This window comes from Alsobacter ponti (genome assembly GCF_024294805.1).
Taxonomy (GTDB): Bacteria; Pseudomonadota; Alphaproteobacteria; order Rhizobiales; family Beijerinckiaceae; genus Alsobacter; species Alsobacter ponti.
Genome location: NZ_JANCLU010000004.1, coordinates 43,236 through 68,546 on the forward strand (window position 1 = coordinate 43,236; position 25,311 = coordinate 68,546).

At 69.3% G+C, this 25,311-nt stretch carries 22 protein-coding genes; 6 read left to right on the forward strand and 16 right to left on the reverse strand.

The genetic code is table 11. The annotated features are described in order from the left end of the window. Positions 1-129: 129 nt before the first annotated feature. Both NK718_RS05370 and NK718_RS05375 read left to right on the forward strand, forming a co-directional pair. Positions 130-1,176 carry an aldo/keto reductase gene (locus tag NK718_RS05370; RefSeq protein WP_254739361.1) on the forward strand — a complete coding sequence of 349 codons (1,047 nt, stop codon included), beginning with the start codon at positions 130-132 and terminating at the stop codon, positions 1,174-1,176. Positions 1,177-1,192: 16 nt separating this feature from the next. Then, on the forward strand, positions 1,193-2,350 hold the full coding sequence (locus NK718_RS05375; protein ID WP_254739363.1) for a M14 family metallopeptidase: 1,158 nt from the start codon (positions 1,193-1,195) through the stop codon (positions 2,348-2,350). 3 nt (positions 2,351-2,353) lie between these two features. On the opposite strand, the gene NK718_RS05380 is transcribed toward NK718_RS05375, so the two are convergent. The 3 genes from NK718_RS05380 to NK718_RS05390 all read right to left on the reverse strand — a co-directional run bounded on the left by NK718_RS05380 (position 2,354) and on the right by NK718_RS05390 (position 4,726). Beyond that, complete coding sequence (locus NK718_RS05380; protein WP_254739365.1) at positions 2,354-2,572, reverse strand: SlyX family protein; 219 nt, start codon at positions 2,570-2,572, stop codon at positions 2,354-2,356. Between the two features lie 71 nt (positions 2,573-2,643). Continuing rightward, entirely contained in the window at positions 2,644-3,639 is a 996-nt protein-coding gene (locus NK718_RS05385) for a ribose-phosphate diphosphokinase (protein WP_254739367.1), read from the reverse strand. A gap of 28 nt (positions 3,640-3,667) precedes the next feature. Beyond that, positions 3,668-4,726, reverse strand: a complete 1,059-nt coding sequence (locus NK718_RS05390; protein ID WP_254739369.1) for a hypothetical protein — start codon at positions 4,724-4,726, stop codon at positions 3,668-3,670. 114 nt (positions 4,727-4,840) lie between these two features. Here NK718_RS05390 and NK718_RS05395 point away from each other — a divergent pair, with 114 nt between their 5' ends. Beyond that, complete coding sequence (locus NK718_RS05395; protein WP_254739371.1) at positions 4,841-5,467, forward strand: LysE family translocator; 627 nt, start codon at positions 4,841-4,843, stop codon at positions 5,465-5,467. A gap of 10 nt (positions 5,468-5,477) precedes the next feature. Here the strand turns inward: NK718_RS05395 and NK718_RS05400 are convergent, their stop codons facing one another. The 13 genes from NK718_RS05400 to NK718_RS05460 all read right to left on the reverse strand — a co-directional run bounded on the left by NK718_RS05400 (position 5,478) and on the right by NK718_RS05460 (position 20,626). Next, positions 5,478-7,316 carry a dipeptide ABC transporter ATP-binding protein gene (locus tag NK718_RS05400; RefSeq protein ID WP_254739373.1) on the reverse strand — a complete coding sequence of 613 codons (1,839 nt, stop codon included), beginning with the start codon at positions 7,314-7,316 and terminating at the stop codon, positions 5,478-5,480. Then, entirely contained in the window at positions 7,316-8,191 is an 876-nt protein-coding gene (locus tag NK718_RS05405) for an ABC transporter permease (RefSeq protein WP_254739375.1), read from the reverse strand. Before NK718_RS05405 ends, NK718_RS05400 begins: the two co-directional genes overlap by 1 nt. Next, complete coding sequence (locus tag NK718_RS05410; RefSeq protein WP_254739377.1) at positions 8,188-9,210, reverse strand: ABC transporter permease; 1,023 nt, start codon at positions 9,208-9,210, stop codon at positions 8,188-8,190. The genes NK718_RS05405 and NK718_RS05410 overlap by 4 nt, the downstream gene beginning before the upstream one ends. A 71-nt stretch (positions 9,211-9,281) precedes the next feature. Next, positions 9,282-10,841 carry an ABC transporter substrate-binding protein gene (locus tag NK718_RS05415; protein WP_254739379.1) on the reverse strand — a complete coding sequence of 520 codons (1,560 nt, stop codon included), beginning with the start codon at positions 10,839-10,841 and terminating at the stop codon, positions 9,282-9,284. A gap of 36 nt (positions 10,842-10,877) precedes the next feature. Beyond that, positions 10,878-12,425, reverse strand: a complete 1,548-nt coding sequence (locus tag NK718_RS05420; RefSeq protein ID WP_254739381.1) for an indolepyruvate oxidoreductase subunit beta family protein — start codon at positions 12,423-12,425, stop codon at positions 10,878-10,880. After that, positions 12,422-14,566 carry a thiamine pyrophosphate-dependent enzyme gene (locus tag NK718_RS05425; protein WP_254739383.1) on the reverse strand — a complete coding sequence of 715 codons (2,145 nt, stop codon included), beginning with the start codon at positions 14,564-14,566 and terminating at the stop codon, positions 12,422-12,424. Before NK718_RS05425 ends, NK718_RS05420 begins: the two co-directional genes overlap by 4 nt. A gap of 147 nt (positions 14,567-14,713) precedes the next feature. Continuing rightward, positions 14,714-15,505, reverse strand: coding sequence for a cyclase family protein (locus NK718_RS05430; protein WP_254739385.1), 792 nt, complete (start codon positions 15,503-15,505; stop codon positions 14,714-14,716). Positions 15,506-15,543: 38 nt separating this feature from the next. After that, positions 15,544-16,917, reverse strand: coding sequence for an FAD-binding oxidoreductase (locus NK718_RS05435; protein WP_254739387.1), 1,374 nt, complete (start codon positions 16,915-16,917; stop codon positions 15,544-15,546). After that, the gene (locus NK718_RS22085; RefSeq protein ID WP_254739389.1) at positions 16,914-17,429 is read right to left on the reverse strand and encodes a V4R domain-containing protein; all 516 of its coding nucleotides are present in this window, start codon (positions 17,427-17,429) and stop codon (positions 16,914-16,916) included. Before NK718_RS22085 ends, NK718_RS05435 begins: the two co-directional genes overlap by 4 nt. After that, positions 17,426-18,262 (reverse strand): HpcH/HpaI aldolase family protein, encoded by an 837-nt coding sequence (locus NK718_RS05445; protein WP_254739391.1) that lies wholly within the window; start codon positions 18,260-18,262, stop codon positions 17,426-17,428. The genes NK718_RS22085 and NK718_RS05445 overlap by 4 nt, the downstream gene beginning before the upstream one ends. A gap of 11 nt (positions 18,263-18,273) precedes the next feature. Further along, complete coding sequence (locus NK718_RS05450) at positions 18,274-18,786, reverse strand: flavin reductase family protein (protein WP_254739393.1); 513 nt, start codon at positions 18,784-18,786, stop codon at positions 18,274-18,276. Positions 18,787-18,788: 2 nt separating this feature from the next. Further along, positions 18,789-19,883 (reverse strand): LLM class flavin-dependent oxidoreductase, encoded by a 1,095-nt coding sequence (locus tag NK718_RS05455; RefSeq protein WP_254739777.1) that lies wholly within the window; start codon positions 19,881-19,883, stop codon positions 18,789-18,791. Then, a complete protein-coding gene (locus NK718_RS05460) occupies positions 19,883-20,626 on the reverse strand; it encodes a GntR family transcriptional regulator (RefSeq protein WP_254739395.1) in 744 nt (247 codons plus the stop codon). Before NK718_RS05460 ends, NK718_RS05455 begins: the two co-directional genes overlap by 1 nt. 278 nt (positions 20,627-20,904) lie before the next feature. Between NK718_RS05460 and NK718_RS05465 the strand changes: the two genes are divergently transcribed. The 3 genes from NK718_RS05465 (at position 20,905) to NK718_RS05475 (ending at position 25,132) form a co-directional block, all read left to right on the forward strand. Beyond that, entirely contained in the window at positions 20,905-21,441 is a 537-nt protein-coding gene (locus tag NK718_RS05465) for a MarR family winged helix-turn-helix transcriptional regulator (protein ID WP_254739397.1), read from the forward strand. 59 nt (positions 21,442-21,500) lie between these two features. Beyond that, positions 21,501-23,516 (forward strand): ATP-binding protein, encoded by a 2,016-nt coding sequence (locus NK718_RS05470; RefSeq protein WP_254739399.1) that lies wholly within the window; start codon positions 21,501-21,503, stop codon positions 23,514-23,516. Positions 23,517-23,659: 143 nt separating this feature from the next. Further along, on the forward strand, positions 23,660-25,132 hold the full coding sequence (locus NK718_RS05475; RefSeq protein ID WP_254739401.1) for a hypothetical protein: 1,473 nt from the start codon (positions 23,660-23,662) through the stop codon (positions 25,130-25,132). Positions 25,133-25,311 lie beyond the last annotated feature (179 nt).

Sequence of the window (25,311 nt, forward strand, 5' to 3'; positions counted from 1 at the left end):
GGCTGTTGCGAACGGGCCCCGGCAATGCAGCACAGTTCGCCCTGACATGACAGGCCCAAGCGCCGCTTGACCCCGCCCGCGCGATGCCGGAGCGTGCGCCTTCCCCTGCGGCAAAGGATCCCGACAATCATGGTGGAGCGTTTCGACCTCAAGCCCGGCTACACGATCTCCCGCATCCTCAAGGGCGGGTGGCAACTGGCCGGCGGCCACTCGGACATCGACCGCGAGGCCGCGATCCGCGACATGCAGTCCTATGTCGAGGCCGGCGTCACCACCTTCGACTGCGCCGACATCTATACCGGCGTCGAGCAGATGATCGGCGATTTCCGCCGCGACGCGCTGGCGCGCGGCCGGGTCGACCTCGTCGCTCCGCTCAAGGTCCACACAAAGTTCGTGCCGGACCGCGACGTCCTCGCCACCATGACCAGGGCCGACGCCGAGGCGATCGTCGACCGCTCGCTCGCGCGCCTCGGCCTGGAGCGACTGGACCTCGTGCAGTTCCACTGGTGGAACACCGACGTGCGGCGCTACGTCGAGGTCGCCAACTGGCTCGCCGAGTTCCAGAAGAAGGGCAAGATCGACTTACTCGGCGTCACCAACTTCAACGACGCGGCGACGCGCGAGATCCTCGACTCCGGCGTCGCGCTCGCCACCACGCAGGTGCAGTATTCCGTGCTCGACACGCGGGTCGAGAAGAAGCTGGTCGAGACGGCGCGCCGCCACGGCATGAAGCTCCTGTGCTACGGCACGGTGGCCGGCGGCTTCCTCTCCGAGGCGTGGCTCGACAAGCCGGAGCCCGTCGAGCCGCTCGAGAACCGCTCGCTCACCAAGTACAAGCTGATCGTCGACGACATCGGCGGCTGGGACGTCTTTCAGGCGATCCTGCGCGCCCTGCGGGCGGTGGGCCAGCGCCACGGCGTCGGCATCGCGGACGTGGCGATGCGCCACGTGCTCGACCGGCCGCAGGTCGCCGGCGTCATCGTCGGCGTGCGCCATGGCGGGCATCTGGCGGCGCACCGGCGCGTCACCGAGCTGGCGCTCGACGCCGCCGACCGCGCCGAGATCGACGCGGCGCTGGCGCTGCGCAAGGAGCTGGAGGGCGACTTCTACGACCTCGAGCGCGACGCCAACGGCCGCCACGGCCGCATCATGAAATACAACCTCAACGCCGCCTGAGCGCCGGACCCCCCGCATGATCCGCATCGATTCCCAGATTCCGTCCGGCCGCATCGAGGTGCTGGACGCCTCCGACCCCGCCGACATCCGCCTCGCCGTGCCGAAGGACCCGAACTGCGACCTGATGGGCTGGTACCATTTCCGCGCCTCGGGCGTCCGCGGCGTCGCGTGCCGCTTCTCCCTCGTCAACGCGGGCGAGAGCCTGAAGGTGCGCCTGCCCAACCGCGAGGACTACGAGGACCGCTGGACCAATACCGGCCCGGTGGCGAGCTACGACCGCGTCCACTGGTTCCGCCTCAAGGCGGAGTATGACGGCATGGCGTTCTCGTTCCGCCACACGCCGGAACACGACCTCTGCTACTACGGGCTGTGGGCGCCGTTCCCGCTCGAGCGCGACCACGCCATGATCGCCCGCGCCCAGGTCTCGCCGCGCGTGCGGCTGGAGACGGTGGCCCACAGCGTCGAGGGCCGCGCCATCGATATGCTGACCGTCGGCGAGCCCGGCCCCGGCAAGCGTGTGTGCTGGGTGATCGCGCGCCAGCATCCCTCCGAGACGCAGGGCGGCTATTTCCTCGAAGGCCTGTTCGACAGGCTGCTCGACCCCGACGACGCCACGACGACGGCGCTGCTCGACGCGGCCGTCCTGCATATCGTGCCGAACATGAACCCGGACGGCACGGCCAACGGGTTCAGCCGGAGCAACGCGCTCGGCGTCAACCTGAACCGCGAATGGGTGTCGCCGAGCCCGGAGCGCTCGCCGGAAGTGTTCGGCGTGCGCAGCCGCATGGAGGAGATCGGCGTCGATTTCTGCATCGACTGCCACGCCGACGCGGAGCTGACCTGCAACTTCATCTGGCCGTCGGAGAACGTGCCGAGCTGGACGCCGGAGCGGCGCGCGCCCTTCACCGCGTTCGAGACCGCCTGGGCCGCCGCCAACCCCGACTACGAGCTCGGCCATCCCTATCCGGGCGGCGTGCCGAAGCAGGCCGACCTGTCGATGGCGTGGAACTGGATCGGCGAGCGCTTCCCGCACGCCTTGTCCGTGCTGCTGGAGCAGCCGTTCAAGGACGTGTCGTGGCGCAAGACGCCCGAGACCGGCTGGTCGCCGGCGCGCGCCCGCCGCCTCGGCGAGAGCTTCCCGGCGGCGCTGCTGGCGGCGCTGAGGGCGATGTAGCGCTCAGTAGTGCGGCGGCGGCGGCTCGTCGCCGGGGTCGGACGCGGGGCGGTCCTCGACCGCCTGCAGCCGGTCGGTGAGCATCGCGAGGCGGCGCGTCAGGTCCTCGATCGCCGTCCACTGCGCGGTGACCGCCGCGTTCAGGTCCTCCATCGCCTGGTCCTGGTAGGCGAGGCGGGTCTCGATGTCGTCGAGGCGATCCTTCGGGTCCGGTTCCGGCATGTCGCGGCGCTCCTTCGCGTGACCGCGACAGGTGGCCCGCCGCCGCGCCCGCGTCAAGCGACGCGGAGGCGTCAGGGGCGGCCGGACCAGGCCGTGCCCCAGGCGGAGAGGCGCTCGGCGAGGAGCGGCGCGACGGGGAGCACGTCGAGCCGGCCGCCGGCGGCGGCGCGGACCGCTTCGGAGACGGGCACCGTGTCGGTGACGATGACGCGTTCGACGTCCGGCGAGCCGAACAGCGACGGCGCGCCGCCGGAGAACAGGCCGTGGGCGGCCACGCAGAGCACGCGCGACGCGCCGCGCCGCCGGCATTCGCGCGCGGTGCGCGCCATCGAGCCGCCGGTGGCGACGAGATCGTCCAGGATGATCGCGCAACGCCCCTCCACGTCGCCCGCGAACAGGTCGCCAGAGACCTGGCCGGAGCTGCGCACCTTTTCCATGAAGCCCTTGCCGACCGGCTGGCCGGTGGTCTCCTCCAGCGCGGCGCGCAGCGCCTCGACGCGCTTCATGCCGCCCGCGTCGGGCGACACCACGGCGAGCTTTTCGCCGGGCAGCGCGCCCGCCAGATGCGCGGCGAAGAAGCGCGTCGTCTCGATATGGTCGACGCCGCGCCGGAAGGCGTTCTCGAACGCCGCCGGGTTGTGGACGTCGACGGTCGCCAGGTGGTCGACGCCGACCGCCTCCAGGATCTGGCCGACATAGCGTGTCGTCACCGGGTCGAAGCTCTTGGTGCGCCGGTCCTTGCGCGCGTAGCAGAGATAGGGCGCGACGACGCTTGCGAAGCTCGCGCCGGCGTCCTTCAGCGCGCCGACGAAGAACAGCAGCCGGCAGAACTTGTCGTTGCCGCTGCCGCCGCCCGCGCCGTGCAGGCTGTGCAGAACCACGACGCGGCGGCCGCGCACGTCGACCAGCGGGCGGGACTTGTGCTCGCCGTCCTCGAACTCGCGTTCCTCGAGGGGCGCGAGCGTCGTCCCGAGCGCGGACGCGACCTCCTCTCCGAGAGCGCGGGTCGCGCCCAGCGCGAACAGCAGGAAGGGGCGGTCGCTGCCGGTCTTGTCGCTGTCGGTCATGGCATGGCTCCGTGTCCGCCGCGTCGGGTCAGCCGCGCGGCGGGTCGGCGGCGGCGAGGCGCAGATAGGCCTTGGCCTGCGCCATCCACCGCTTCGGCTCGCGCCGGGGCGGCTCCAGATAGTGGCGCAGCGCCAGAGCCGCGCGCAAGACGGCGCGGAACGACCGGTAGTGGCGCAGGATGTCGGGCGTCGGGCGGTCGTCGAGCGCCCGCGTGGCGGCGTCGAGCAGGATCGGACCCACCCACGGCGCGCCCAGCCGCTCGCATTCGAGGCCGAGGAAGCCCAGCTCGTCGAACGGATCGACGAGGCGCAGCGGACGGCTGAACTCCAGGCAGTCGATGGCCAGCGGCGCCCCGTCGAGCCAGACGTGCTCGGGCCGCAGGTCGCCGTGGCCCTCGACGGGCGGGCGCAAGGCGAGGCGACGGGCGAGCGGCCCGCCGTCGCGCGCGACATGCAGCAGCGACCCGCACAGACGCGTGACGCGCCGGCGCGACAGGCCAAAGCGCGGGTGCAGCAGGATGGCCCGCGCCGCGAGAATCTGCCGCCGCGCGGCGGCGACATGCTCGGCCGGCGCGGCGGCGACGAGCGTCTGGCGCGCGTAAAACCCGGCGAGGCGCTCGGCCGCCGCCTCGATGGAGCGGCGGTCGACGCGCCGCTCGGCCAGCGCCCGGTCGAGGAAGCCGTCGTCGAAGAGGCGGCGCATGCGCACGAGCCAGTCGACGGGCTCGCCGGGCCCACCGAGCGCGAGGCCGCCATCGGCGGCGCGCGCCAGCGGAACGACGCCGAGATAGACGGTCGCGGCGAGGCGGGCGTTGAGCCGCGTCTCCTCCTCGGCGTTGCGCCGGCGCGCCGCCAGCGTGGTGAAGTCCATCAGCGCGTCGCGGATCGGCTTCTTCAGCTTGTACGCCTCGGTCGGCGTCAGGAATACGAACGAGGTCCGCGTCTCGCGCACGGCGACCGGCGTGTCCGCCGGCAGGCCATACGTCTCCGGCCGCGACAGCAGGGCCACGCTCGCCGCGAGCGCGCCGTCCGCCTCGCTCCCGGAGGCTCCGCCGGTTTCCGCCACCCACGCGGCGCAGGACGCCATCTCCGCTCCTCCGATCGCGGCCCGAGCATCGGGGAAGCGGCGGCGCTTGGGAAGGGGCCTTGCCCGCCCGCCGCGTCCGGTGTCGTATGGCGGCCGACCGGGCGGAGAGCGGGGATGAGCGTCGAGCATTGGCTGGCCTTCACGGCGGCAACCATGGTGCTACTGGTGATCCCGGGGCCGACCATCCTGCTGGTCGTGTCCTACGCGCTGGGCCAGGGCTGGCGCACGGCGTTCCCGATGGCGGTGGGCGTGGCGCTGGGCGACTTCACGGCGATGACGCTGTCCATGCTGGGCGTGGGCGCGCTGCTGGCCGCCTCCGCCACCGTGTTCACCGTGCTGAAATGGATCGGCGCGGCCTATCTGGTCTGGCTCGGCGTCAAGCTGTGGCGGGCCGGCGGGGCGCTCGATGCCGAGCCGCGCACCGAACGCGTCTCGGCGGCGCGGATGACCGGCCATGCCTGGCTGGTGACGGCGCTGAACCCGAAGAGCATCACCTTCTTCGTGGCCTTCCTGCCGCAGTTCCTCGACGCCAGGGGCGATTTCTGGACGCAGATGCTCATCTTCGAGGCGACGTTCCTGACGCTCGCCTTCGCCAACGCCTTCACCTACGCGCTGGTCGCCTCGCGCGCCCGCGCCGTGGTGCGCGACGCGCGCGCCATCCGGCTCGTCAACCGGGTCGGCGGCGGGCTGCTGATCGGGGCGGGGGTGGCGGCGGTGGCGGTCGGGCGCGGCCAGGGCTGAGCGGCGCGGCTCACGCGGCCGGGCCGGGCTCTGGCGGCCAGGGGCGGTCGGGGTCCTCGGGCGGAACGGCGGCGAGCAGCGCCCGCGTATAGGGGTGGCGCGGCGCGGCGAACACGGTGTCCGTGTCGCCCGACTCGACCACCTCGCCGTGGCGCATCACCACCACGCGGTCGCACAGATAGCGCACGACGGCGAGGTCGTGCGAGATGAACACCAGCCCGATGCCGCGCTCCCGCCGCAGGTCGAGCAGCAGGTTGAGGATCTGCGCCTGCACCGACACGTCGAGGCCCGAGACAATCTCGTCGGCGACGAGCAGGCGCGGCGTCACGCACAGCGCGCGGGCGATGTTGACGCGCTGCTTCTGGCCGCCGGAGAGCTGCGAGGGATAGCGGCCGAGCAAGTCCGGCGACAGGCCGGTCTCCTCCAGCAGCGCGCGGGCGCGCGCCACGCGCTCGGCCTCGCTCCACCGCCCGTCGCCGGCCTCCATCGCCTGGGTGATGAGCCGGGACACCGGGCGGCGTGGGTTCAGCGCCGATTGCGGGTCCTGGAACACCATCTGCAGCGCGCCGAGCCGCACGCGCCGCGCCGCCGGATCGTTGACGGTGACGTCCTTGCCGTCGACCGCGATGCGCCCGCCGGTCGCCGCCTCCAGCCCCATGACGAGCTTGGCGAGCGTGCTCTTTCCGGAGCCGGATTCGCCGACGACGCCGACGAACTCGCCGGCGCGCACGGTGAGGTCGAGCGGCTTCACGGCGTCGACGCCGGGGCGGCGGCGGCCGAGCCAGTCGCGCTCGCCCGGGTAGTGCTTCGACACGGTCTCCAGCGCCAGCACCGTCTCGCCCGGCGGGGGCGCGGGCGGGCGCGGCGGCGCGGCGTCGACGATGGCGGCCGCCCCCGTCAGGCAGGCCTCGGTGCAGCGCACCGCCCGGCCCGGGGCGATGTCGCGCAAAGGCGGCGTCGCGGCGGCGCAGGCGGGGTCCTTCACGGGGCAGCGCGGCGCGAAGCGGCAGCCCGGCAGCGAGGCGAACGCGGCCAGCCCGGGCATGGTGTCTGGCAGGGTGACGAGCCGGCGCGCCGCGCCGTCGAGCGGCGGGTTGGCGGCCAGCAGGGCGCGCGTGTAGGGATGGCGCGGCGCGGCGCACACCTCGCGCGCGGGCCCGCGCTCCACCACCTCGCCGGCGTAGAGCACGAGAATGTCGTCGCACACATGCGAGGCGAGGCGCAGGTCGTGGGTGATGAACAGCAGCGTCGTGCCGTGGTCGCGCTGCAGGGCGCGGACGATCTGCACGATGTGGGCCTGCGTGCTCACGTCGAGCGCCGTGGTCGGCTCGTCGGCGACGATCAGCGCCGGCCCGCTGGCGAAGGCCATGGCGATCAGCACGCGCTGGCACATGCCGCCGGAGAGCTGGAACGGGTAGCGCTCCAGCAGCGATGCCGGGTCGCGCAGCCGCAGCTCGGCGAGCGCGGCGATGGCGCGCTCGCGGCGTCCGGCGCGCGGCGCGCCGAGCCGGGCGAGGTGCTCGTCGAACTGCCGCCCCACCGTCATCACCGGGTTCAGCGCCGTCAGCGGCTCCTGCGGGATGAAGGCGATCTTGTCGCCGAGCAGCTGCCGGCGCGGCTCGTCGGCGATGGTCACGAGGTCCTGGCCGAGGAAGGACAATGCGCCGCCGGTGACGGCGAAGCCCTCCGGCAGGTTGCGGGCGATGACGCGGCCGAGCATCGACTTGCCCGCGCCGGACTCGCCGACGAGGCCGAGCACGCGGCCGCGCCGCAACGTGAACGAGACGTCGCGCAGCACCTTGGCGGCGCCGAACGACACTTCGAGCCCGCGCGCCTCGAGCACGTCCATCACGCCTCCCCCCGCGAGGTGACGAGGCGCGGGTCCAGCGCGCGGCGCAGGCCGTCGCCCGTCAGGTTGAAGGCGAGCACGGTGACGAAGATGGCGAGCACCGGCGCGACGACGCCCCACGGGGCCTGGTTCATGGTCTGGCGCGCGTCGGCGATCATCACGCCCCACGCCGCGACGTTGGGCTCCACCGAGAGGCCGACGAAGGACATGATCGCCTCGACGATGACGGCGATGCCCATCTCCAGGCTGAACAGCGTGATCAGCAGCGGCAGCACGGCCGGCAGCACCTCGCGCAGGATCGTCTGCGCGTGGGTGAAGCCGGCGAGGCGTGCGGCGGCGACATAGTCCCTTCGCCGCACCACGATGACCTCGGAGCGCAGCACGCGGCAGAAGCGCGTCCAGTCGATCAGCACGATGGCGAGCACCACCTTGTTGACGCCCGCGCCGAGCCCGACCAGCAGGATCAGCGCCAGGATGACCGGCGGGAACGCCATCCAGATGTCGACGAGGCGGCTGACGAGCCAGTCGACCCAGCCGCCGAAATAGCCGGCCACCAGCGCCAGCGCCGCGCCCAGCAGCGCCGCGCCGGTCGCGGCCAGCGCCGCCACGTACAGCGCCACGCGCGCGCCGTAGAACAGGCGCGACAGCACGCAGCGGCCGAGCGAGTCGGTGCCGAGCGGGTAGTCGGCGACGCCGCCCGCCGCCCAGGCCGGCGGCAGCAGCGTGTTGAGCAGGTCCTGCTCCTGCGGGTCGTGCGGGGCCAGGAACGGGGCCAGGATCGCCACGGCGACGGCGGCGGCGATGAGCGCCAGGCCGATGACGACGCGCGGGCTGGCGAGGCAGCGGCGCAGCGCCGCGCGGGTGCGCGGCGTCATGCCGGCGTCCTCAGCCGCGGGTTCACCGCGAGATAGAGCACGTCGACCGCCGCGTTGATGCCGAGCACCAGCACGCAATAGACGAGGCCGACGGCCTGGATGACCGGCAGGTCGTGGTTGCGCACCGCGTCGACCATCAAATTGCCGAGGCCGGGATAGGCGAAGATCATCTCCACCAGCACCGTGCCGCCGAACATGAAGCCCGCCTGCACGCCGATCAGGCTGATGGTGGGCAGGGCGGCGTTGCGCAGCGCGTGGCGCACCACGACGGTGCGCTCCGGGATGCCGCGAAGCCGCGCCTGCGTGACGTAGTCCTCCTGGATCACGTCGAGCAGCGAGGAGCGCAGCACGCGCATCACCAGCGGCGCGACGCCGATGGCCAGCGCCACCGCCGGCAGCGCCAGATGCGCGAGCGCGCTGGCGAACACGTCGAGGCGCAGCCGCGCCAGGCTGTCGAGCAGCAGGAAGCCGGTGAGCGGGGCGGGCAGCGCGATGTCCGGGCTCAGCCGCCCGATGAACGGCATCACCGGCCAGGCGACGCCGAACAGCAGGATCAGAAGGATCGCCCACAGGAACTCGGGGATCGCCATCAGTCCCGCCGCGCCGAGGTCGAGCGCCTGCTCGCCGGCGCGCCCTCGCCAGGCGAACATGGCGAGGCCGCCGGCGACGCCCAGCGCGACGCCGAGCGCCAGCCCGACGGCGACCAGCTCCAGCGTGGCGGGGAGCGCGGTGGCGATCAACTCGGCGACGCTCCGGCGGAAATAGATCGACACGCCGAGATCGCCCGTCGCCAGCTTGCCGAGCCAGATCACGTATTGAACGGGCAGCGGGCGGTCGAGGCCGAAGGCCTGGCGCAGCTTCTCCATGTCCGCCGCGCTGGCGCCCGGCGGCAGCGACATGGCGACGGGATCGGCGGGCAGCAGCCGCAGGATCACGAACACCAGCGCCGACACGCAGAGCAGGATGGGGATGGCGAGCAGCGTGCGCCGAAACAGCAGAAGCAGGGCGATTCGGCTCATCGGCCGGGGGCGTCCGGAAGGCTTGGGGTCGGAGAACGGCGCCGGGCGCGGGGCCCGGCGCCGCGGCGGGGTCAGGCCTTGAAGGAGAAGGTCTGCGGCAGCACGAGGCCGTTGTCGTACTTGACGATGGCGACGTTGGCCTGGCTCACCACCGTCTTGACCGTCTGGTAGAGCGGGATCGTGTAGCCCTTCTCGGCGGCGAAGCGGTGCGCGGCGCGATATCCCTCGAGGCGCTTCTTCTCGTCGGTCTCGACCAGCAGCGGCTGGAACTTCTGGCCGAGGTCGTCGGACTTCATGGCCGAGAAGATCGACTTCGGGTCGAGCAGGTAGCCGCCATACATCTCCGGATCGCCGGCGGCGTTGCCCCACGAGAACAAAGTCGCCTCCGGCAGCGTGTTGGCGCGCAGCCGCTCCTGGTAGGTCGACAGCTCGATGGTCTCCAGCTCGGCGGCGATGCCGACCTTCTTCCACATCTGCACGATGGCGCGGGCGACGTCGAAGTCACCCGGGAACGCGCCGTTCGGCGACGAGAACTTGATGGCGATCGGGTTCTGCGGGCCGTGGCCGACCTCCTTCAGCAGCGCCATCGCCTTGTCCTCGGAGAAGGCGAAGGAATAGTCCTCCGGGTAGCCCGGCGTGTTGTGCGCCGCCGGCACCGAGATCGGCTTGGCCGCGCCGTTGAAGAACGCCTTCGACAGCGCCTCCTTGTTGATGGCGTGGTGCGCGGCGAGCCTCACGCGCTCGTCGGCGAAGCCGCCGTTCTTGGTGATCTGCAGCAGCGTGATGTCGGAGATCGGCTCGATCATCGACGTCAGGCCGGGCACGGTGGCGAGGCGCGCCGCCTCGCGGATCGGCACGTCGACCGACACGTCGACGCGCTTCGACTCGATGGCGGCGGTGCGCGCCGTGGGGTCGCGCACCAGCTCCACCGTCACGCGCGGAATGGCGGGCTTGCCGCCCCAGTAGGCGTCGTTCGCCTCCAGCACGATGCGGGCGCCCTGCTGGTACTCGACCAGCTTGTAGGGGCCGCTGCCGATCGGCTTCTTCTCGAACTCGGCGACGCCGACCTTCTCCAGATAGGCCTTCGGCACGACGTAGCTGGTGAGGAAGTACAGCCACGCCACGGCGGAGGGCATCGGCTCGCTGAAATGCATCACCACGCGGGTGGGCGAGACGATCTCGATGTCCTTGACGCGCCGCCAGATGAAGGCGGTGTCGAGCTTGCGGCCGCCCTCGGGCGTGGGCAGGCGCGGGCGGTCGAAGAACGAGTACTTGAAGTCCTCCGCCGTCATCTTCGAGCCGTCGTGGAAGGTCACGTCGGAGCGCAGGTCGAGCCCGAGCGCCAGGCCCTTGTCGTCGACATAGCCCCACTTGGTGGCGAGCGCCGGCTTCGGCGTGATGTCCGGGTTCTGGGTGATCGGTTGGTCGAACACCATTTTGTAGAGGGACTGCACGGCCGCCAGCGAGCGGGCGTTCGGGTCCCATGTCGGCACGTCGGCCGGGAAGGCCATGGTGAGCTGGCCCTTGGCGGCGGCCTGGGCCAGCGCGTCGGCGGACACGCCGAGCGCGGCGAGCGCGCCGGCCCCCGCGCCGAGTTTCATGAGCGACCTGCGGTCGATCCCCTGTCTCATCGGTTCCCCTCCGTTGTGTGTTGTCCCGGCGTCGGCTCAGGCGAGCCCGAGCCGCGCCGTCGCTTCCTCGAGCTTCGCCCCCGTCTCGTCCGCCAGCGCCGCCGCCCGCAGCTGCGCCAGCGCGGCGGCCGGCGTCGCCAGCGCGGCGACGCGCGGCAGCAGGCCGACGATGCGCGCGTAGCTGGCGCGGCCGCGCTCGTGCGTGTCGCCGTAGCCCTTCACGAGGTTGCGGCACTCCACCAGCTCCAGCGCCAGCGCGTAGTCGGTGGCGGCGGTGGCGCGGACCTGGGCCAGCCAGCCCTCCAGGTGATCCTGCTCCGCCGTGTAGCGCAGCGACTTGCGCCGCCACGGCTTCAGGCTCGCCACGGCGTAGAGCTGCAGGAAGCCGCGCACCGAGGTGGTCTTGACCGTGCGACCCTCGCTGGTGAGGCGCTCGATGAGGTTGCGCAGCGCGCCGGGGCGCAGCATCGCCTTGCCGAGCCAGGCGGGCACCGTCTCGGCGATCTCCTGCAGGCGCGGATGCAGATATTCCTCGATCTCCAGGATCTGCCCCGGCTTCAGCCGCACCTCCTTCGCCACGCGCTCGAACCGCGAGGCGCGGGTCTTCAGCTCGGCGACGCGGATGGTGTCCTCGTAGGCCATGCCGAGGGCGAGGTGGCGCGCCGTCTCGGAGGTCAGGCGGAACGAGCCGTCGCCGTGCGCGCGGTCCGCCTCCGCCACCGCCTTCAGGCGATGCAGATAGAGCCGCGCGTAGGCGATGTCCTGGTAGTCGGCCAGCCGCTCGATGCCGGCCTTGGCGATCTCCATCGCCTCGGCGGGGAGCGCGTCGGCGGCCTCGCGCTCCAGCGCGGCGGCGTCGTCGGGCGGCGGCCGATGGGCGAGGATCTCCGCCTTGCGCGAGCGCGGGTCGGGCAGGGGCGTGTCGGGCGCGCGCCCGGCGGCGACCTCGTACGCCTCGGCGAAGGCGCGCTTCGAGGCGGCGACGCCGACCCCGGCGCGCGCGATGGTCGCCTCGAAATCCTCGCGGGCGAAGGGCAGCACGCCGGCGCTCGCCAGCGCCCCGAACATAGCGGCGCTGATGACGCTGCCGGACCGCTCCGCGATGGCCGCCATGTCGCAGGCGATGAAGCGCTTCGCCGCCGTGCGGCAGGCGTCGCGCAGCACCGGGTCCTCGACGCGCCCGTCGGCCAGCGCGATCTTCTCCGTCATGGCGTAGACGCGGTTGGTCGAGGCGATCAGCGTCGTGCGGTCGGGCGTCACGAGGCCGCGCTGCACGGCGCGGCCGGCTTCCATCAGCTCGGAGGCGATGACGATGTCGACGTCGCCCGGCGCGGGCATCAGCGCCAGCACCGGCAGCCGGCCGGCGGCCTCGGCGGCGGCGCGCGGGAACAGCTCGAGATAGTAGATCGTCGCGCCGGTGCGCTGGGCGACGCCGGGCACCGAGGTCGACTGCGCGATGTAGCCGCCGTGCTCGGCCAGCGACACGATCCAGTCGGCCAGCACGCCGCCGCCCTCGCCGCCCATGGCGAGCACGGCGATGCGGATGGCGCGCGCCTGCGCGTGAGGGTTCACCGGAGCGTTCACGCCGCGACCGCCTTGCGCGCCATGCGGCGCTGCAGATAGCCGAGCACGGCGCGCCGGAAGCGGGCGCGGCGATGGTCCGCCGGGGTCGGGTTGTTCACGATCGACGCCTTGTAGAACGAGGGGCACAGCACGGCGGCGTGGCTCACCTCGCCGCACAGGCCGCAGCCGACGCAGCTGTCGATGACGCGCGTCACCGGGTCCTTGCGTAGCGGGTCCGGGTTCGGCGCGACGGTGAGCGACGGGCAGCCGGAGAGGCGGATGCAGGAATGGTCGCCGGTGCAGGTGTCGGGGTCGACGCCGAAGCGCTCGCGCACCACGCGTTTCCCGTCCTTGATCGCCTGGTTCACCAGCGGCTTCACCCGGCGCTGCCGGTTGAGCATGCATTCCGACTGCGCGACGATCACCTTCGGCCCCTTCTCGGGCGTGGTCAGCGCCTCGCGCAGCGTGCGCGTCATGGCCTTGAGGTCGTAGGTGCGCGTCAGCGTCCGCGCCCAGGTGACGCCGATGCCGCGCACCGCCTTCTCGATGCCGTTGCGGGTGGCGCGGATCGGGTTGGGAAGGTGCGAGGACAGGATGTCCTGCCCGCCGGTGGCGGCCGAGTAGCCGTTGTCGACCACCAGGAACACGTTGTCGCTCTTGTTGAACACGGCGTTGCCGATGCTCGACAGCAGGCCGTTGTGCCAGAAGCCGCCGTCGCCCATGACCGAGATGACGCGCTTGTCGGAGGGCGCGTTGAACGCCGCCGCGCCGGCCCCGCCCAGCCCGTAGCCCATGGTGGTCGCGCCGATGTTGAACGGCGGCAGGATCGAGAACAGGTGGCAGCCGATGTCGCAGCTCACGTGGTGCGGCCCCAGCTCGCGCTCCACCAGCTTCATGGCGGTGAAGATCGGCCGTTCCGGGCAGCCGGTGCAGAAGGAGGGCGGCCGGCCGTGGACCTTGCCGTCGAGCGCCGCCATCGCGGCCTTGCGGCGGTTGTCGCCCTCCGGCGGGGCGCCGGAGCCAGCCACGGCGTCGGGATGGTAGAGCGCGACGAACTTTCCGAGGCCGTCCTTCATGACCGCGCCGGTATATTCGCCGGCCATCGGCAGCAGGTCCTTGCCGTGCACCTTGGCCTGGATGTCGGCGCGGCGCAGCATGGTGTTGACGGCCTGCTCGATGAACTCCGGCTGGCCCTCCTCCACGATCAGCACGGCGCGCTTGCCGGCGCAGAAGCGCACGAACTCGGCGTCGACCAGCGGATAGGTGACGTTGAGCACGTAGAGCGGCACGCGGGCGTTGCCGAAGGCGTCGGCGAGCCCGTTCAGCTCGAGCGCGCGCAAGGCGGTGTTGTACATGCCGCCCTGCAGGACGATGCCGATGTCGGACAAATCGCCGTCGGTCATCTCGTTGAGCCCGTGCTCCTCGATGAACTTGATGGCGGCGGGCCAGCGCTTCTCGACCTTCTCCTTCTCGTGCAGGTAGCTCGCCGGCGGCAGCACGATGCGGTTGACGTCCCGCACCGGGTTCTCCATGGCGTCGCGCAGCGTGAAGCTCGGGCGCACGTTGTCGCGCGTCTTGAACCGGCCGTAGACGTGGCAGGCGCGGATGCGCACCTGCAGCATCACCGGCGTGTTGGACGCTTCCGACAGCTCGAAGCCCTTCTCCACCATGTCGACGATGGTCGGCAGGTTCGGCTTGGGGTCGAGCAGCCAGATCTGCGACTTCATGGCGAAGGGGTGGCTGCGCTCCTGCATGATCGAGGAGCCCTCGCCGTAGTCCTCGCCGACGATAATCATCGCCCCGCCTTTCACCCCGCCGGAGGCGAGGTTGGCGAGCGCGTCGGAGGCGACGTTGGTGCCCACCGTCGACTTGAACGTCACCGCGCCGCGCAGCGGGTAATGGACGGAGGCGGCGAGCATGGCGGCCGCCGTCGCCTCGCTGGCGCTCGACTCGAAGTGGACGCCGAGGTCCTCGAGGATGTCGTTGGCGTCGGCCAGCACGTCCATCAAATGGGAGATCGGCGCGCCCTGGTAGCCGCCGACATAGGACACGCCCGCCTGCAGCAGCGCCTTGGTGATGGCGAGGATGCCCTCGCCATGGAACTCGTCGCCATCGCCGAGATAGAGGCTCTTGACCTCTTCCTTGAAGGACCGTTCGGCCATCGTCGCAACTCTCGAACAGGGCTGGGCCTGACGGCCCCGGCCGCGGGGGAATGGAGGGGACGCCGCGCGGCGCCGCCGGTCGTCTCGGGAGCGCCGCGCGGGCGCTCCAGGCCCCGGGCGGCGCGCGCCCGGAGCCCGATGCAAGCCTCAGTCCACGTCGTCCTCGTGGACGAGCGCGAGCACGCGCAGCGGGCTGCCCGAACCGCGCTCGATCTTCAGCGGCGCGGCGATCAGCACCGCGCCGGTGGGCGGCAGCTTGTCGAGGTTGGTGAGGCTCGCGAGGCCGAACTTGTTGGCCCCGTGCATCAGCGCGTGCGCCGGGAAGGCGGGCTCGAACGAGAAGGCCTGGCCGGCGTCGGTGCCGACCGCCTCGACGCCCCAGCCGTTGACGTCGCGCTCCTCGATGAGGAAGCGCACCGCGTCGGCGTTCGGGCCGGGCACGTGCGGGCCGTCCTCCTTCATGTTGAGGAACTTCGCCGGGTCGGTGCGCTTCGACCAGTCGGTGCGCATCAGCACCCAGCACCCCTTCGGAATCTCGCCGTGCTCCTTCTCCCACGCCTTGATGTGCTTGGGGGTGAGCAGGAAGCGCTCGTCCTTGGCCGCCTCCTTCGAGCAGTCGATGACCACCGCCGGGGCGACGAAGCGCTGCACGTCGACCGTGTCGGTTGCGCCGTCGCGGTAGTCCTTGCCGGTCACCCAGTGGATCGGCGCGTCGAAATGCGTGCCGGTGTGCTCGCCGAGCGCGATGTTGTTCCAGTACCAGGCCGGGCCGCGGTCGTCGTAGCGCGAGATTTCGGAGATCTCGAACGGCTTGGTCGGCGCGAAGGGCGGCGGCAGCTGGATCACCGGCGTCGAGGGACGCAGCGTCTGCGTCAGGTCGACGATCTTGATCTTCTCCTTGGCGATGGCCTTGGCCAGCTTCATCAGCATGTCGGACATATGGCTCCCCTCCTGATTTCCATGTCTTGCGCCGCGCGTCAGAGCACGCGGCCGGGATTGAGAATGCCCAGCGGGTCGAGCGCCTGCTTGACGGTGGCCATCAGCGCCAGCTCGGGCCCGGTGCGGGTCATCGAGAGATAGGGCTTCTTCATCCGCCCGATGCCGTGCTCGGCCGACACCGAGCCGCCGAGCGAGGCGGTGAGGTCGTAGACGAGCTTCTCGATCTTCAGCTTCGCCTCCGGCGTGTAGCGCGGCGGCATCGCGTTGATGTGCAAATTGCTGTCGGCGACATGGCCGAACACCACCCAGATCACGCCATCGACCGCGTTCGGCATGTCGCGCCGCAGCGCCGCGACGGCCTCGGGCATGCGGTTGAGCGGGATCGACACGTCGAAGCCGATCTGCTTGGGCAGGTGCTTGCCGTACTCGTAGACGCTCTCGCGCAGCGCCCAGAGCTTGTCGCGCTCGGCGCGGGATTTGGCGACCACGGCGTCGCGCACCAGCCCCGCCTCGTACATCTCGCCGAGGAAATTTTCGAACGCCTCCGGCCCGGCGTCGCCGGTGGGGGCCTCGACCAACAGGTAAAGGTCGTGGCCGCGCTCGATCGGCGCGGGCACGCCGATCGTGGTCGTGGCGATGCCGTAGAACTCGCTCCACATCGCCTCGAACACCAGCAGCCCGCCCGGCAGCGCCTTCTCGGCGGCGCGCAGCACCTTGATGGCGTCGGAGACGTCCTTCACCGCCAGCACCGCGGTCTGGATGTTGCGCGGCCGCGCGTGCAGCGACAGCACCACCCGCGTCACCACGCCGAGCGTGCCCTCGGAGCCGATGAACATCTGCGTCCAGTCGTAGCCGGCGTTGTTCTTCATCATCTTGTTGAGCGAGCGCACGACCCGCCCGTCCGACAGCACCACCTCCAGCCCCAGCACGTTCTTGCGCGCCATGCCGTAGCGCAGCACCTGGTTGCCGCCGGCGTTGGTGGAGACGTTGCCGCCGATGGTGCAGGAGCCGCGCGCGCCGAGGTCGATGCCGCACATCAGCCCGGCTTCCTCGGCCGCCCGCTGGATCAGGTAGAGCGGCGTGCCGGCCAGCGCCGTCAGCGTGCCGGAGGCGGCGTCGACCTCCTCGATGCCGTTCATGCGCTCCAGCGACAGCGCCACCTCGCCCTCGCCGGGATGCGCGCCGCCGGCGAGACCCGTCATGCCGCCCTGCGTCACCACCGGCTGGCGGTGGCGGTGGCAGATGGCCAGCGCCTTCGACACGTCGTCGGTGGAGCGCGGCAGCAGCAGCGCCAGCGGCCGCTGCGGCTCCAGGCCCACCTGGTCGGCCCAGTTGCGCTGCGGAATGTCGTCGCCGACCTTGACGAGGTCGGGGCCGAGCGTGGCGAGCAGTTCCTGGACGGCTGCGTTCATAGCGGTCGGGCCTCGAAGCGGCAGAAGGGCGCGCCGGTCGCGGCGCACTGGGTCTCGATGACGGAGGCGGGGCGGTCGAAGATCAGCGTCGCGACCGCGCGCGCCATGCCGACAATGGCATGGCAGACCGGAATGGGCGAGGGGCCGAAGCCGGCCGCGAAGGGGCTGTTGCGCACCTCCAGCGCCATGGCGTCCGGCCGCGCGGCGAGGTCGAGCTCGAACCGCCAGATGCCCCAGCCGAGCTGCGGGGCGGTGGCGGCCACCACCTGCGCCAGCGCCGGGCCCTCGCCGCCGTGGCGGCGATAGGCGCGGGCGCTGTCGGAGCCCTGCTCGAAGATCGACGCGCCGAGCGCCTCCAGCGCCGGGCCGCGCATCGACTCGGGCAGGTTGCGGAACACGCCCATCAGCGCCTCGGGGCGGATCAGCATGTAGCGCCGCGTCTCGTCGAGAATCTCGCCCTTGGCGGCGTCCCAGACCAGGCGTTCGCGGAAGGGGGGCGGAGGCGTCGTCACGGGCGCGCCTCCCCGTTCAGCGCCGGCGGCGCGCCGTACACGCCGTCCGGCGGCAGCGCCGCGGCGGGGGCGGCTTTCTCGCGCGCCGCGAAGCCGGACGTGGCCTGCGCGAAGCCCTTGCCGAGCACGTCCATGTCGTTGGCGGTGACCACCATCCGGTAGCCGCGCTCGCGCTTGGCGCGGGCGGCGTCGAGCGAACCGGTGAAGGTGCCGCACAGCGTGTATTCCGCCTGGCAGGCGGCGTGGACCTTCGAGCACGCCACCTCGTGGCGCGCGTCGAAGTTCGGGAAGGTGCCGAGCGACAGAGCGAGGTCGCCGGTGCCGATGAACACCATGTCGACGCCCTCGACGGCGGCGATATCGCGGGCGTTCTTGACGCCCTTGGCGGTCTCCACCATCACGCACACCACGATGGCGCGGTCGGCGGCGTGGACGTAGTCGACGAAGTCGCCGAGCGGGCGGATGCCGCCGCCCGAGCGCGAGCCGCGCGGCGGGTAGCGCGCCGCGTCCACCGCCCTGCGCGCCTGCTTGGCCGTCTCGACCAGCGGCACGATGACGCCCTCGGCCCCGGCGTCGAGCGCCTGGCCGATGGCGACCGGGGAGTTCTCGGCGACGCGCACCAGTACCGGGATGTCGGAGGGCACGACGCCGATGGCGGCCTCCATCGAGGCGCGCTCCCACAGGCCGTGCTGGACGTCGAGCACGATGGCGTCCGGCCGGGCGCGCGCCGCGATCTCGGTGAGCGCGACGCTGCCGAGCGCCAGCCAGATGACGCCCAGCGTGTCGCCCTTGTCGAGGCGGTAGCGCAGGGTGGGGCGGTGGGGGTCGAGCATGGGGGATGTCCTCAGCCGGCGCTCAGGTAGCGGCCGTCGCCGTAGAGCAGGGGTTTGGCGTCGCGCCGCCCGGGATGCACGTCGATGACGCGCCCGACGACGATGTGGTGCGAGCCGTAGTCCATCACCTGGCCCACGACGCATTCGAAGGAGACGCGCGCGCCGTGCAGCACCGGCACGTCGTGCTCGCTGCGGCTCCATTGGCCGTAGACGAAGCGGCCGGCGCCCTTCACCGGCTTCTGCCCGCCGAAGGCCTGGGCCACGTCCTCCTGGTCCTCCGTCAGCACGTTGACGCTGAACTCCGCGTCCACCGCCAGCGCAGGGGCCAGCGCCGCGCTGCGGTTCACGCACACCAGCAGCGAGGGCGGGTCGGCGCTGAGCGAGCACACCGCCGTGGCGGTGAGGCCGGCGACCGTGCCCTGGTGGCCCTGCACGGCCACCACCGTCACCGCGCCGACGAGCGAGCGCATGCCCAGCTTGAAGGCGGCGGCGCCGGCGGCGCGGTGGGCGGGGGTGGCTGTCATGCTCAGTTCACGCGCAGCCCGGCCTGGCGCATCAGCGGCAGCACCCGGTCGCAGAAGAAGGGCAGCTCGTAGGTGTAGTTGACGAAGGTGAGCGCCGAGCCGGCATAGCCCTCGTCGGCGATGCGCAGCATGTCCTCGACGATCTTCTCCGGCGTGCCGACCAGCGGGTAGCTGCCCGCGCCGCCGGCGAAGCGCTGGCGGTAGAGGTCGTAGGCGTTCTTGTCGTGGGAGTTGGAGAACTCCTTCTTGCCCGCCATGTGGGCGTCGACGGCGGCGTGGTCGGCCTGGGCCACGGCGTATTTGTGGTAGTAGTCCTCCGCCTCCTTCTGCGTCTCGCGGCAGACGACGTGGCACACCGTGTAGATGCCCACCTCGCGGTGGACGCGCGCGGCGCGCTCGCGGATGTCGGCGACGTGGCGGCGGCCGTCCTCGATGTCGGTGAAGGTGGAGAACAGGAAGTCGCAGTTCTTCGCGGCGAAGTCGCGGCCCGGCCCGCCGAAGGCGGCGTTCATGGTGACGGGGCGCGGCACCTGCAGGCTCGCCGGGCGGCTCACCACGCCCTTGAGGTCGTAGTACTCGCCCTTGTAGTCGAACGGCTCGTTGGAGGAGTAGGCGCGCTCGATGATGTCGACCCACTCGGCCGCCTGCACGTAGCCCTTCTCGCCGAGCGAGACGCCGAACATGGCGAACTCCTGCGGGTTCCAGCCGCAGACGATGTTGAGCCCGGCGCGGCCCTTGCTGATGTGGTCCACCGTGGCCAGCGCCTTGGCGGCGTAGAGCGGATGCACGATGGGCACGTGGACGGTCATGAACAGGCCGATGTTCTCGGTGGCCGACGCCAGCCCCGCCGCCCAGGTGAACGTCTCGAACGACCACTCGCGCACGCGGTTCTTGCCGCCGAAGCCCTTCCACCGGGCGATGGGCAGGAAGAACTCCAGCCCCGCCCGGTCGGCGATGCCGACGGCGTTGAGGTTGTCGTCCCAGCGGGCGCGCCAGCGCTCCGGCACATCGGTGATGGCGAGCCCGCCGTCGGCGTTGGCGGAGAACACGCCGAGCTTGAACCGGTTGGGGCCTTTGAGCGGGTGGGGCTTGACGATCATCGCGTGGATTCCCGGGACGGGCTGGTCGAAGGGGGAGAGCGGCGCTCCGCCTCGAGCTGCGCCTTCCTCACCTTGAAGAAGGCCTGCTCGGCCGAAGCCATGAACTGCGTCATGCGGTCGGCGGCGACGGCGGGGTCGCGGCGCATGAAGGCGTCGTAGAGCGTCTCGAGCCCGTCGGCCACCACCTTGCGCGTCACGCGGTCGGTGAGCGTGCCGAGGCGGACGGTCTGCACGTGGTCGACGAAGCGGGCGATGGTGGTGGCGAGGCGCGCGTTGCGCACCGCGCCGAGCCAGGCGGCGCGGAAGCGGATATTGGCGCCGATCAGCCGCTCGGCGTCGTCGTCGGCCAGCGCGGCGCGGGTCTCCTCGATGGCCAGCGTCAGCTCGCGCCGCGCCGCGTCGTCGAGGTCGCGCGCGGCGTTGGCGGCGGCGCGCGGCTCCAGCAGGCGGCGCACCTCGAAGATGTCGCTGATGTCGTCCAGCGTCAGGCGCGGCACGGTGAAGCCGCGCGTGGTGCCCACCAGGTAGCCCTCGTTGGCGAGGCGCAGCAGCGCCTCGCGCGCCGGCATGCGCGAGGTGCCGTAGGCGGCGGCGATCTCGGTGTCGACGAGGCGGTCGTCGGGGCCGATCTCGCAGCGCTGCAGGCGCGCCCGCAGATCGCCGTGGATGCGCTCGCTCAGGCTGTCCGGCTTGCTCAGCCGGATCGGCGCGTCGCCGTTCGGCAGCGGCTTGCGGGGCATGGCGGGGGTCCCGGGATGCTCGATCCGAATACCGTATACGGTTGCCGCGCGGCCCGTCAATCGGCTGATCTCGCGCCGCATCATGCCTCGATCATGCGGCCCGATCCGGCGGCCGGCGCGGCGCTCCGGGCGCGGCTTGCGGCGTGAAAACCGGGCCCGTTCCGCCCTCCGCCGCCGGGCCGCGCGCCCGGCCTGGCGCGCCCGCATGAGGGGCGGTGTCGGCGCGGAGGTTTGACAGCGGCGTCGCGAGCGGCGAAGACCGTTGCGGAGACAACGCCATGACCGAGAGTCGGAACCGGGGCTCCGCGCGGGCCGCCCGCCGCGAGCCGATCATCGCCGAGGAGGGCGCGGCGGCGCTCGACCTGGAGTCGCGGCTGCGCGACGACCACCACCAGTCCGTGCGCCTGTGGCTGCGTCTGCTCTCCTGCACCAACATCATCGCGGCCGAGTTGCGCCGCCGCCTGCGCGAGCAGTTCGACTGCACGCTGTCGCGCTTCGACCTGATGGCCCAGCTCGAGCGCGCGCCCGAGGGGCTGTCGATGTCGGAGATCTCGCGGCGGATGATGGTGACCAACGCCGCCATCACGGGGCTGGCCGAGCGGCTGGTGAAGGACGGCCACGTCGAGCGCTCCGGCGACGCCGCCGACCGCCGCGCCGTCCGCATCCGCCTCACCCCCGCCGGCCGCGACTACTTCCTCGCCATGGCCCACCGCCACGAGGCCTGGGTCGTCGAACTCTTCTCCGGCCTCTCCGAAACCCAAAAAGGCCAGCTCCGCGACCTGACGGCCGAGCTGAAGACGCAGCTGAGGCGGTAGGGGGAATTTTTGCTTTAACCATTCATGGATTTCTAGCGTGCCGGATTTGGGGGTAAGTGATGTCGGATGCGCACTACAGGGTCCGAGTCGAAGGCGACCACCTGAAGAAGATTGCGAGCGCAAGGCCCAGCCAGGCAGTGGCTGAACTCATCTGGAACGCAGCTGATGCCGACGCCACTCGAATAGACATCGAGATCGAGACCGACGACATTGCCATGCGCTCGGTTACTGTCCGAGACAACGGCCACGGCATACCTTTCTCCGAGGTTGAGGCCGTATTTGGAAAGCTGGGCGGCTCCTGGAAGGCTCACGGAAACCGATCGAAGATAAAGGGCCGAATTCTTCACGGAAAGGAGGGCAAGGGACGCTTCAAGGCCCTCGCTCTGGGTCGCGTTGCGGATTGGACGGTTCGATACCGAGAGGGCGAAAAGCTGCTCGGTTACAAGATTACGGTGTTAAGAGACGACCTCGTGGACGTGCGCGTCACTAAGCCGAAGGAAGTGGACCTTGCGCTGGGAACGGGCGTGGAAGTCCGGGTCACGGAGCTCGACAGAAACTATCGCTCTCTCGATCCACAATACGCGGCCCAAGCCCTCTCTGAAATATTCGCACTCTACTTGACAGACTATACTGACGTAGGAATTTACGTCGAAGGGGAACGTCTTGATCCTTCCAAGCTGATTGCTGGACGCAAGGTGATCCATCTCGCGCCGATAGTAGATGAATCGAAAGAGTACCCCGCCGAGGTCGAAGTCATAGAGTGGACGTCGGCCGCAGAACGCTGGATTTTTCTCTGCGGTCCCGAAGGTTTCCCCTTCCATCGGGTAACGCCGAAATTCCATACGCCGGGTTTCCAATTCTCCGCTTATTTGAAGTCACCCTACGTCAGCGCTCTGCAGGAGCAGGGTATCTTAGACCTAGCGGAAATGAGCGCTCCACTTCAGGCGGCTTACGATGAGGCGTCCGCTCGCATCAAGGAGTACTTCCGCACAAAGGAGATCGCGGCTGCACAATCCGAAATCGAGCAGTGGAAAGCCGAGGAGATATACCCATATCGCACCGAGCCAGCGACAACCGTAGAAAAGGCTGAGCGACAGGTGTTCGACATCGTGGCGTTGAATGTCAACAAGCACCTCCAAGACTTTGCCGGGCAGAGCAAACGCACGAAGGCTTTTCAGCTTCGAATGCTCAGGCAGGCAATCGAACGCGGCCCAGACGAGCTTCAGCACATCCTCACTGAAGTGCTGGACCTGCCGGAGAGGACACAGAAAGAGCTGTCAAAGCTCCTAGAGGAGGCAGACCTCGCAAACGTGATCAGTGCATCAAAGCTGGTGGCTGATCGCCTCAAGTTCGTGCACGGCCTTGAAGCGGTGCTCTTTGAATCCGATAGCAAGAAACTCCTCAAGGAGCGAAGCCAGCTTCACAGAATTATCGCTGAAAACAACACTTGGATTTTTGGCGAGGAATTCAGTCTTACTGTTGACGATCAGTCCCTATCGGAGGTTCTGCGAAAGCATCGCAGTCTCATCGGTGATGCCACTATAATCGACCAGCCTGTCAAGCTCATCGACGGACGGGTGGGGATTGTTGACCTAATGCTCTCGAGGTCCGTTCCGCAGAACCATGCAGATGAGCGTGAGCACCTCGTGGTTGAACTCAAGCGCCCTTCTGTCAAGATCGGTGCCGAAGAGATCACCCAAATTCAAAAGTACGCATTCACGGTTGCGAATGACGAGCGATTTCGTCACCTGAACACCCGTTGGAGCTTCTGGGTCCTCTCCAATGACCTAGACGCATACGCCACTCATCAGACTCGGCAGATGGGCAAGGCAAAGGGCCTCGTGTATCAGTCCGACGACGGAAGAATTGAGGTCTGGGTGAAGACGTGGGCGGAGGTAATTGCCGCATGCAAGTCGCGGTTGAGGTTCGTTCAGGAGCACCTTCAAGCCAACGTGGATAGGGAAAGTTCCCTCAAGTACTTAAAGCGGACTTATGCAAAGTATCTTGCTGGTATTTCTGAGACGCCCGAAGGTGAGCGAACCGCTTCTGAGGTGGAGGAGGGAGTGGCACAATGACGCTCGGGAAGCTCAGGCCCCGATTATGACCGAAGAAGAATTTGCCGTGCGCCCCCCGGCGGGCCAACGCCGACGACCACGGAAGCCATAGGTTAGAGCTAATGGGTGATCACCGGAGACCTATTTAGAAGTTTGGAAAGCAAATGGGTGAAGCAAAGCGCAGGGCTATACAGCGAGAAAAGAGACATGCGTTAAGCCGCGCCATGAAACGGGAACGATTTGACCTATACGCGTTGGGCACACGACGTGCCTTGACGCGCTTGATGGGCGTCGAGTTGCAACATTGGAGCGACATCGGGGAACGCGTAATTGGTTCAGTTGTGTTGGATGTTACCGATCTTGATTTCGGCTGGGTTTTGCTCGCTAGGGACAAGATCGGACGATTCCGGTGCGTCGACTTGGAAACATCATTGACGTCGGAACAGGTTGCCGTGGACAAGCTCCGGGACAGGATCGGCCGCGCGGTCGAAGAAGGCGACTTTCTTGCCCTGGGTGATCAAGGTGATGAAACGAACTATCCAACGGACGTACTAGCCCTGCCGACAGGCACTGATCCAGATAAGCTCCACGCTTTCTTTAGACTGCTGCTCGACACACCCGGCCGCCATCCAGCGCGATCGGTGTTCAAGGAAATTGGCCCTTGGTTGGCCCCTACAGATCCTCATTTCGTGAGAGAGTTTCAGTTCACCCAATTCGACCAACGCCTTTGGGAGATGTACCTGTGGGCCGCTTTCCGGGAACTCGGATTTGATGTCACTCAACCGGAAGCGCCTGATTTTCTCTGCGAAGCGCCTGGGATTGCATTTACAGCTGAAGCCACGACCGTCAGCCCATCGACGAAAGGAGTTCTTGCTGAGCACCCCGATCCCAAAACCCCGGACGAGATGAAAAGTTTCTTGGCGGAATACATGCCGATGAAGTTCGGCTCAAGCTTAACGAGTAAGCTCGCCAAGAAGGATAAGGATGGCCGAAACTATTGGGAGCGGGGCGACGCTTCGGACAAACCTTTTCTGTTAGCCATAGCAGATTTCCATATCCCGGGCGGGGCGGACGAGATCGGATCAATGACCTACACGCACTCTGCTCTTTGGCCCTACTTATACGGGCATAGGGTCGAGTGGGAAATGATCGAGGGGCAACTGGTCGTTCGCGCGGTAAAGACACCGAATCATAGTTACAAGGGCAAGATCATTGAGACCGGCTTTTTCGATCTCGCCGGTGCCGAAAATATCTCAGCGATCATATTTTCGAATGCGGGCACTATTGCAAAGTTTGACCGCATGGGAATCGTCGCAGGTTTCATCCCAGAGGGGTTCAAATATATGCGGGCCGGATTCCGATTCAACCCAGCGCTAAACGCCGTGCACCCCACGCCTTTTATGGAAGAAGTCGGCAGTCCTGATTACGTCGAACACTGGTCGGATGAGCTCCAGATATTTCATAATCCCAACGCGAAGCGACCCTTGGACGAGAAAATTTTCGAAGGTATAACACAACACTTCTTCAGGGACGGCCAGCAGTACTCCCTCACGCCGGATGGTGTGGTTCTGGCTTCGCAGACAATTATCCTCGGTCCCAAAACCGGCGGCAAACAAGCTGCGCCGGACGGGAAGTGATGTGAATAGGCAGAGGCGGGAGGCGAACCCCTCGCGCAAGGTCCACCCAGCTCACGCCCACCCCCTTGGCATCGCCGCAAACTTTGCCTTGCGCGGGGGAGGGTTGTCCGGGGGCGCGAACGGGGCGATGTGAGGCGCATCGAGGCCGGGTTGCCCGGCGCGTTCGTTTCACCGGGAGT

Bases quoted from the DNA above. Each gene is read 5' to 3' on its own strand.
- NK718_RS05370 (WP_254739361.1), top strand. From the start codon at position 130: ATGGTGGAGCGTTTCGACCTCAAGCCCGGCTACACGATCTCCCGCATC.
- NK718_RS05375 (WP_254739363.1), top strand. From the start codon at position 1,193: ATGATCCGCATCGATTCCCAGATTCCGTCCGGCCGCATCGAGGTGCTG.
- NK718_RS05380 (WP_254739365.1), bottom strand. From the start codon at position 2,572: ATGCCGGAACCGGACCCGAAGGATCGCCTCGACGACATCGAGACCCGC.
- NK718_RS05385 (WP_254739367.1), bottom strand. From the start codon at position 3,639: ATGACCGACAGCGACAAGACCGGCAGCGACCGCCCCTTCCTGCTGTTC.
- NK718_RS05390 (WP_254739369.1), bottom strand. From the start codon at position 4,726: ATGGCGTCCTGCGCCGCGTGGGTGGCGGAAACCGGCGGAGCCTCCGGG.
- NK718_RS05395 (WP_254739371.1), top strand. From the start codon at position 4,841: ATGAGCGTCGAGCATTGGCTGGCCTTCACGGCGGCAACCATGGTGCTA.
- NK718_RS05400 (WP_254739373.1), bottom strand. From the start codon at position 7,316: ATGGACGTGCTCGAGGCGCGCGGGCTCGAAGTGTCGTTCGGCGCCGCC.
- NK718_RS05405 (WP_254739375.1), bottom strand. From the start codon at position 8,191: ATGACGCCGCGCACCCGCGCGGCGCTGCGCCGCTGCCTCGCCAGCCCG.
- NK718_RS05410 (WP_254739377.1), bottom strand. From the start codon at position 9,210: ATGAGCCGAATCGCCCTGCTTCTGCTGTTTCGGCGCACGCTGCTCGCC.
- NK718_RS05415 (WP_254739379.1), bottom strand. From the start codon at position 10,841: ATGAGACAGGGGATCGACCGCAGGTCGCTCATGAAACTCGGCGCGGGG.
- NK718_RS05425 (WP_254739383.1), bottom strand. From the start codon at position 14,566: ATGGCCGAACGGTCCTTCAAGGAAGAGGTCAAGAGCCTCTATCTCGGC.
- NK718_RS05430 (WP_254739385.1), bottom strand. From the start codon at position 15,505: ATGTCCGACATGCTGATGAAGCTGGCCAAGGCCATCGCCAAGGAGAAG.
- NK718_RS05435 (WP_254739387.1), bottom strand. From the start codon at position 16,917: ATGAACGCAGCCGTCCAGGAACTGCTCGCCACGCTCGGCCCCGACCTC.
- NK718_RS05445 (WP_254739391.1), bottom strand. From the start codon at position 18,262: ATGCTCGACCCCCACCGCCCCACCCTGCGCTACCGCCTCGACAAGGGC.
- NK718_RS05450 (WP_254739393.1), bottom strand. From the start codon at position 18,786: ATGACAGCCACCCCCGCCCACCGCGCCGCCGGCGCCGCCGCCTTCAAG.
- NK718_RS05460 (WP_254739395.1), bottom strand. From the start codon at position 20,626: ATGCCCCGCAAGCCGCTGCCGAACGGCGACGCGCCGATCCGGCTGAGC.
- NK718_RS05465 (WP_254739397.1), top strand. From the start codon at position 20,905: ATGACCGAGAGTCGGAACCGGGGCTCCGCGCGGGCCGCCCGCCGCGAG.
- NK718_RS05470 (WP_254739399.1), top strand. From the start codon at position 21,501: ATGTCGGATGCGCACTACAGGGTCCGAGTCGAAGGCGACCACCTGAAG.
- NK718_RS05475 (WP_254739401.1), top strand. From the start codon at position 23,660: ATGGGTGAAGCAAAGCGCAGGGCTATACAGCGAGAAAAGAGACATGCG.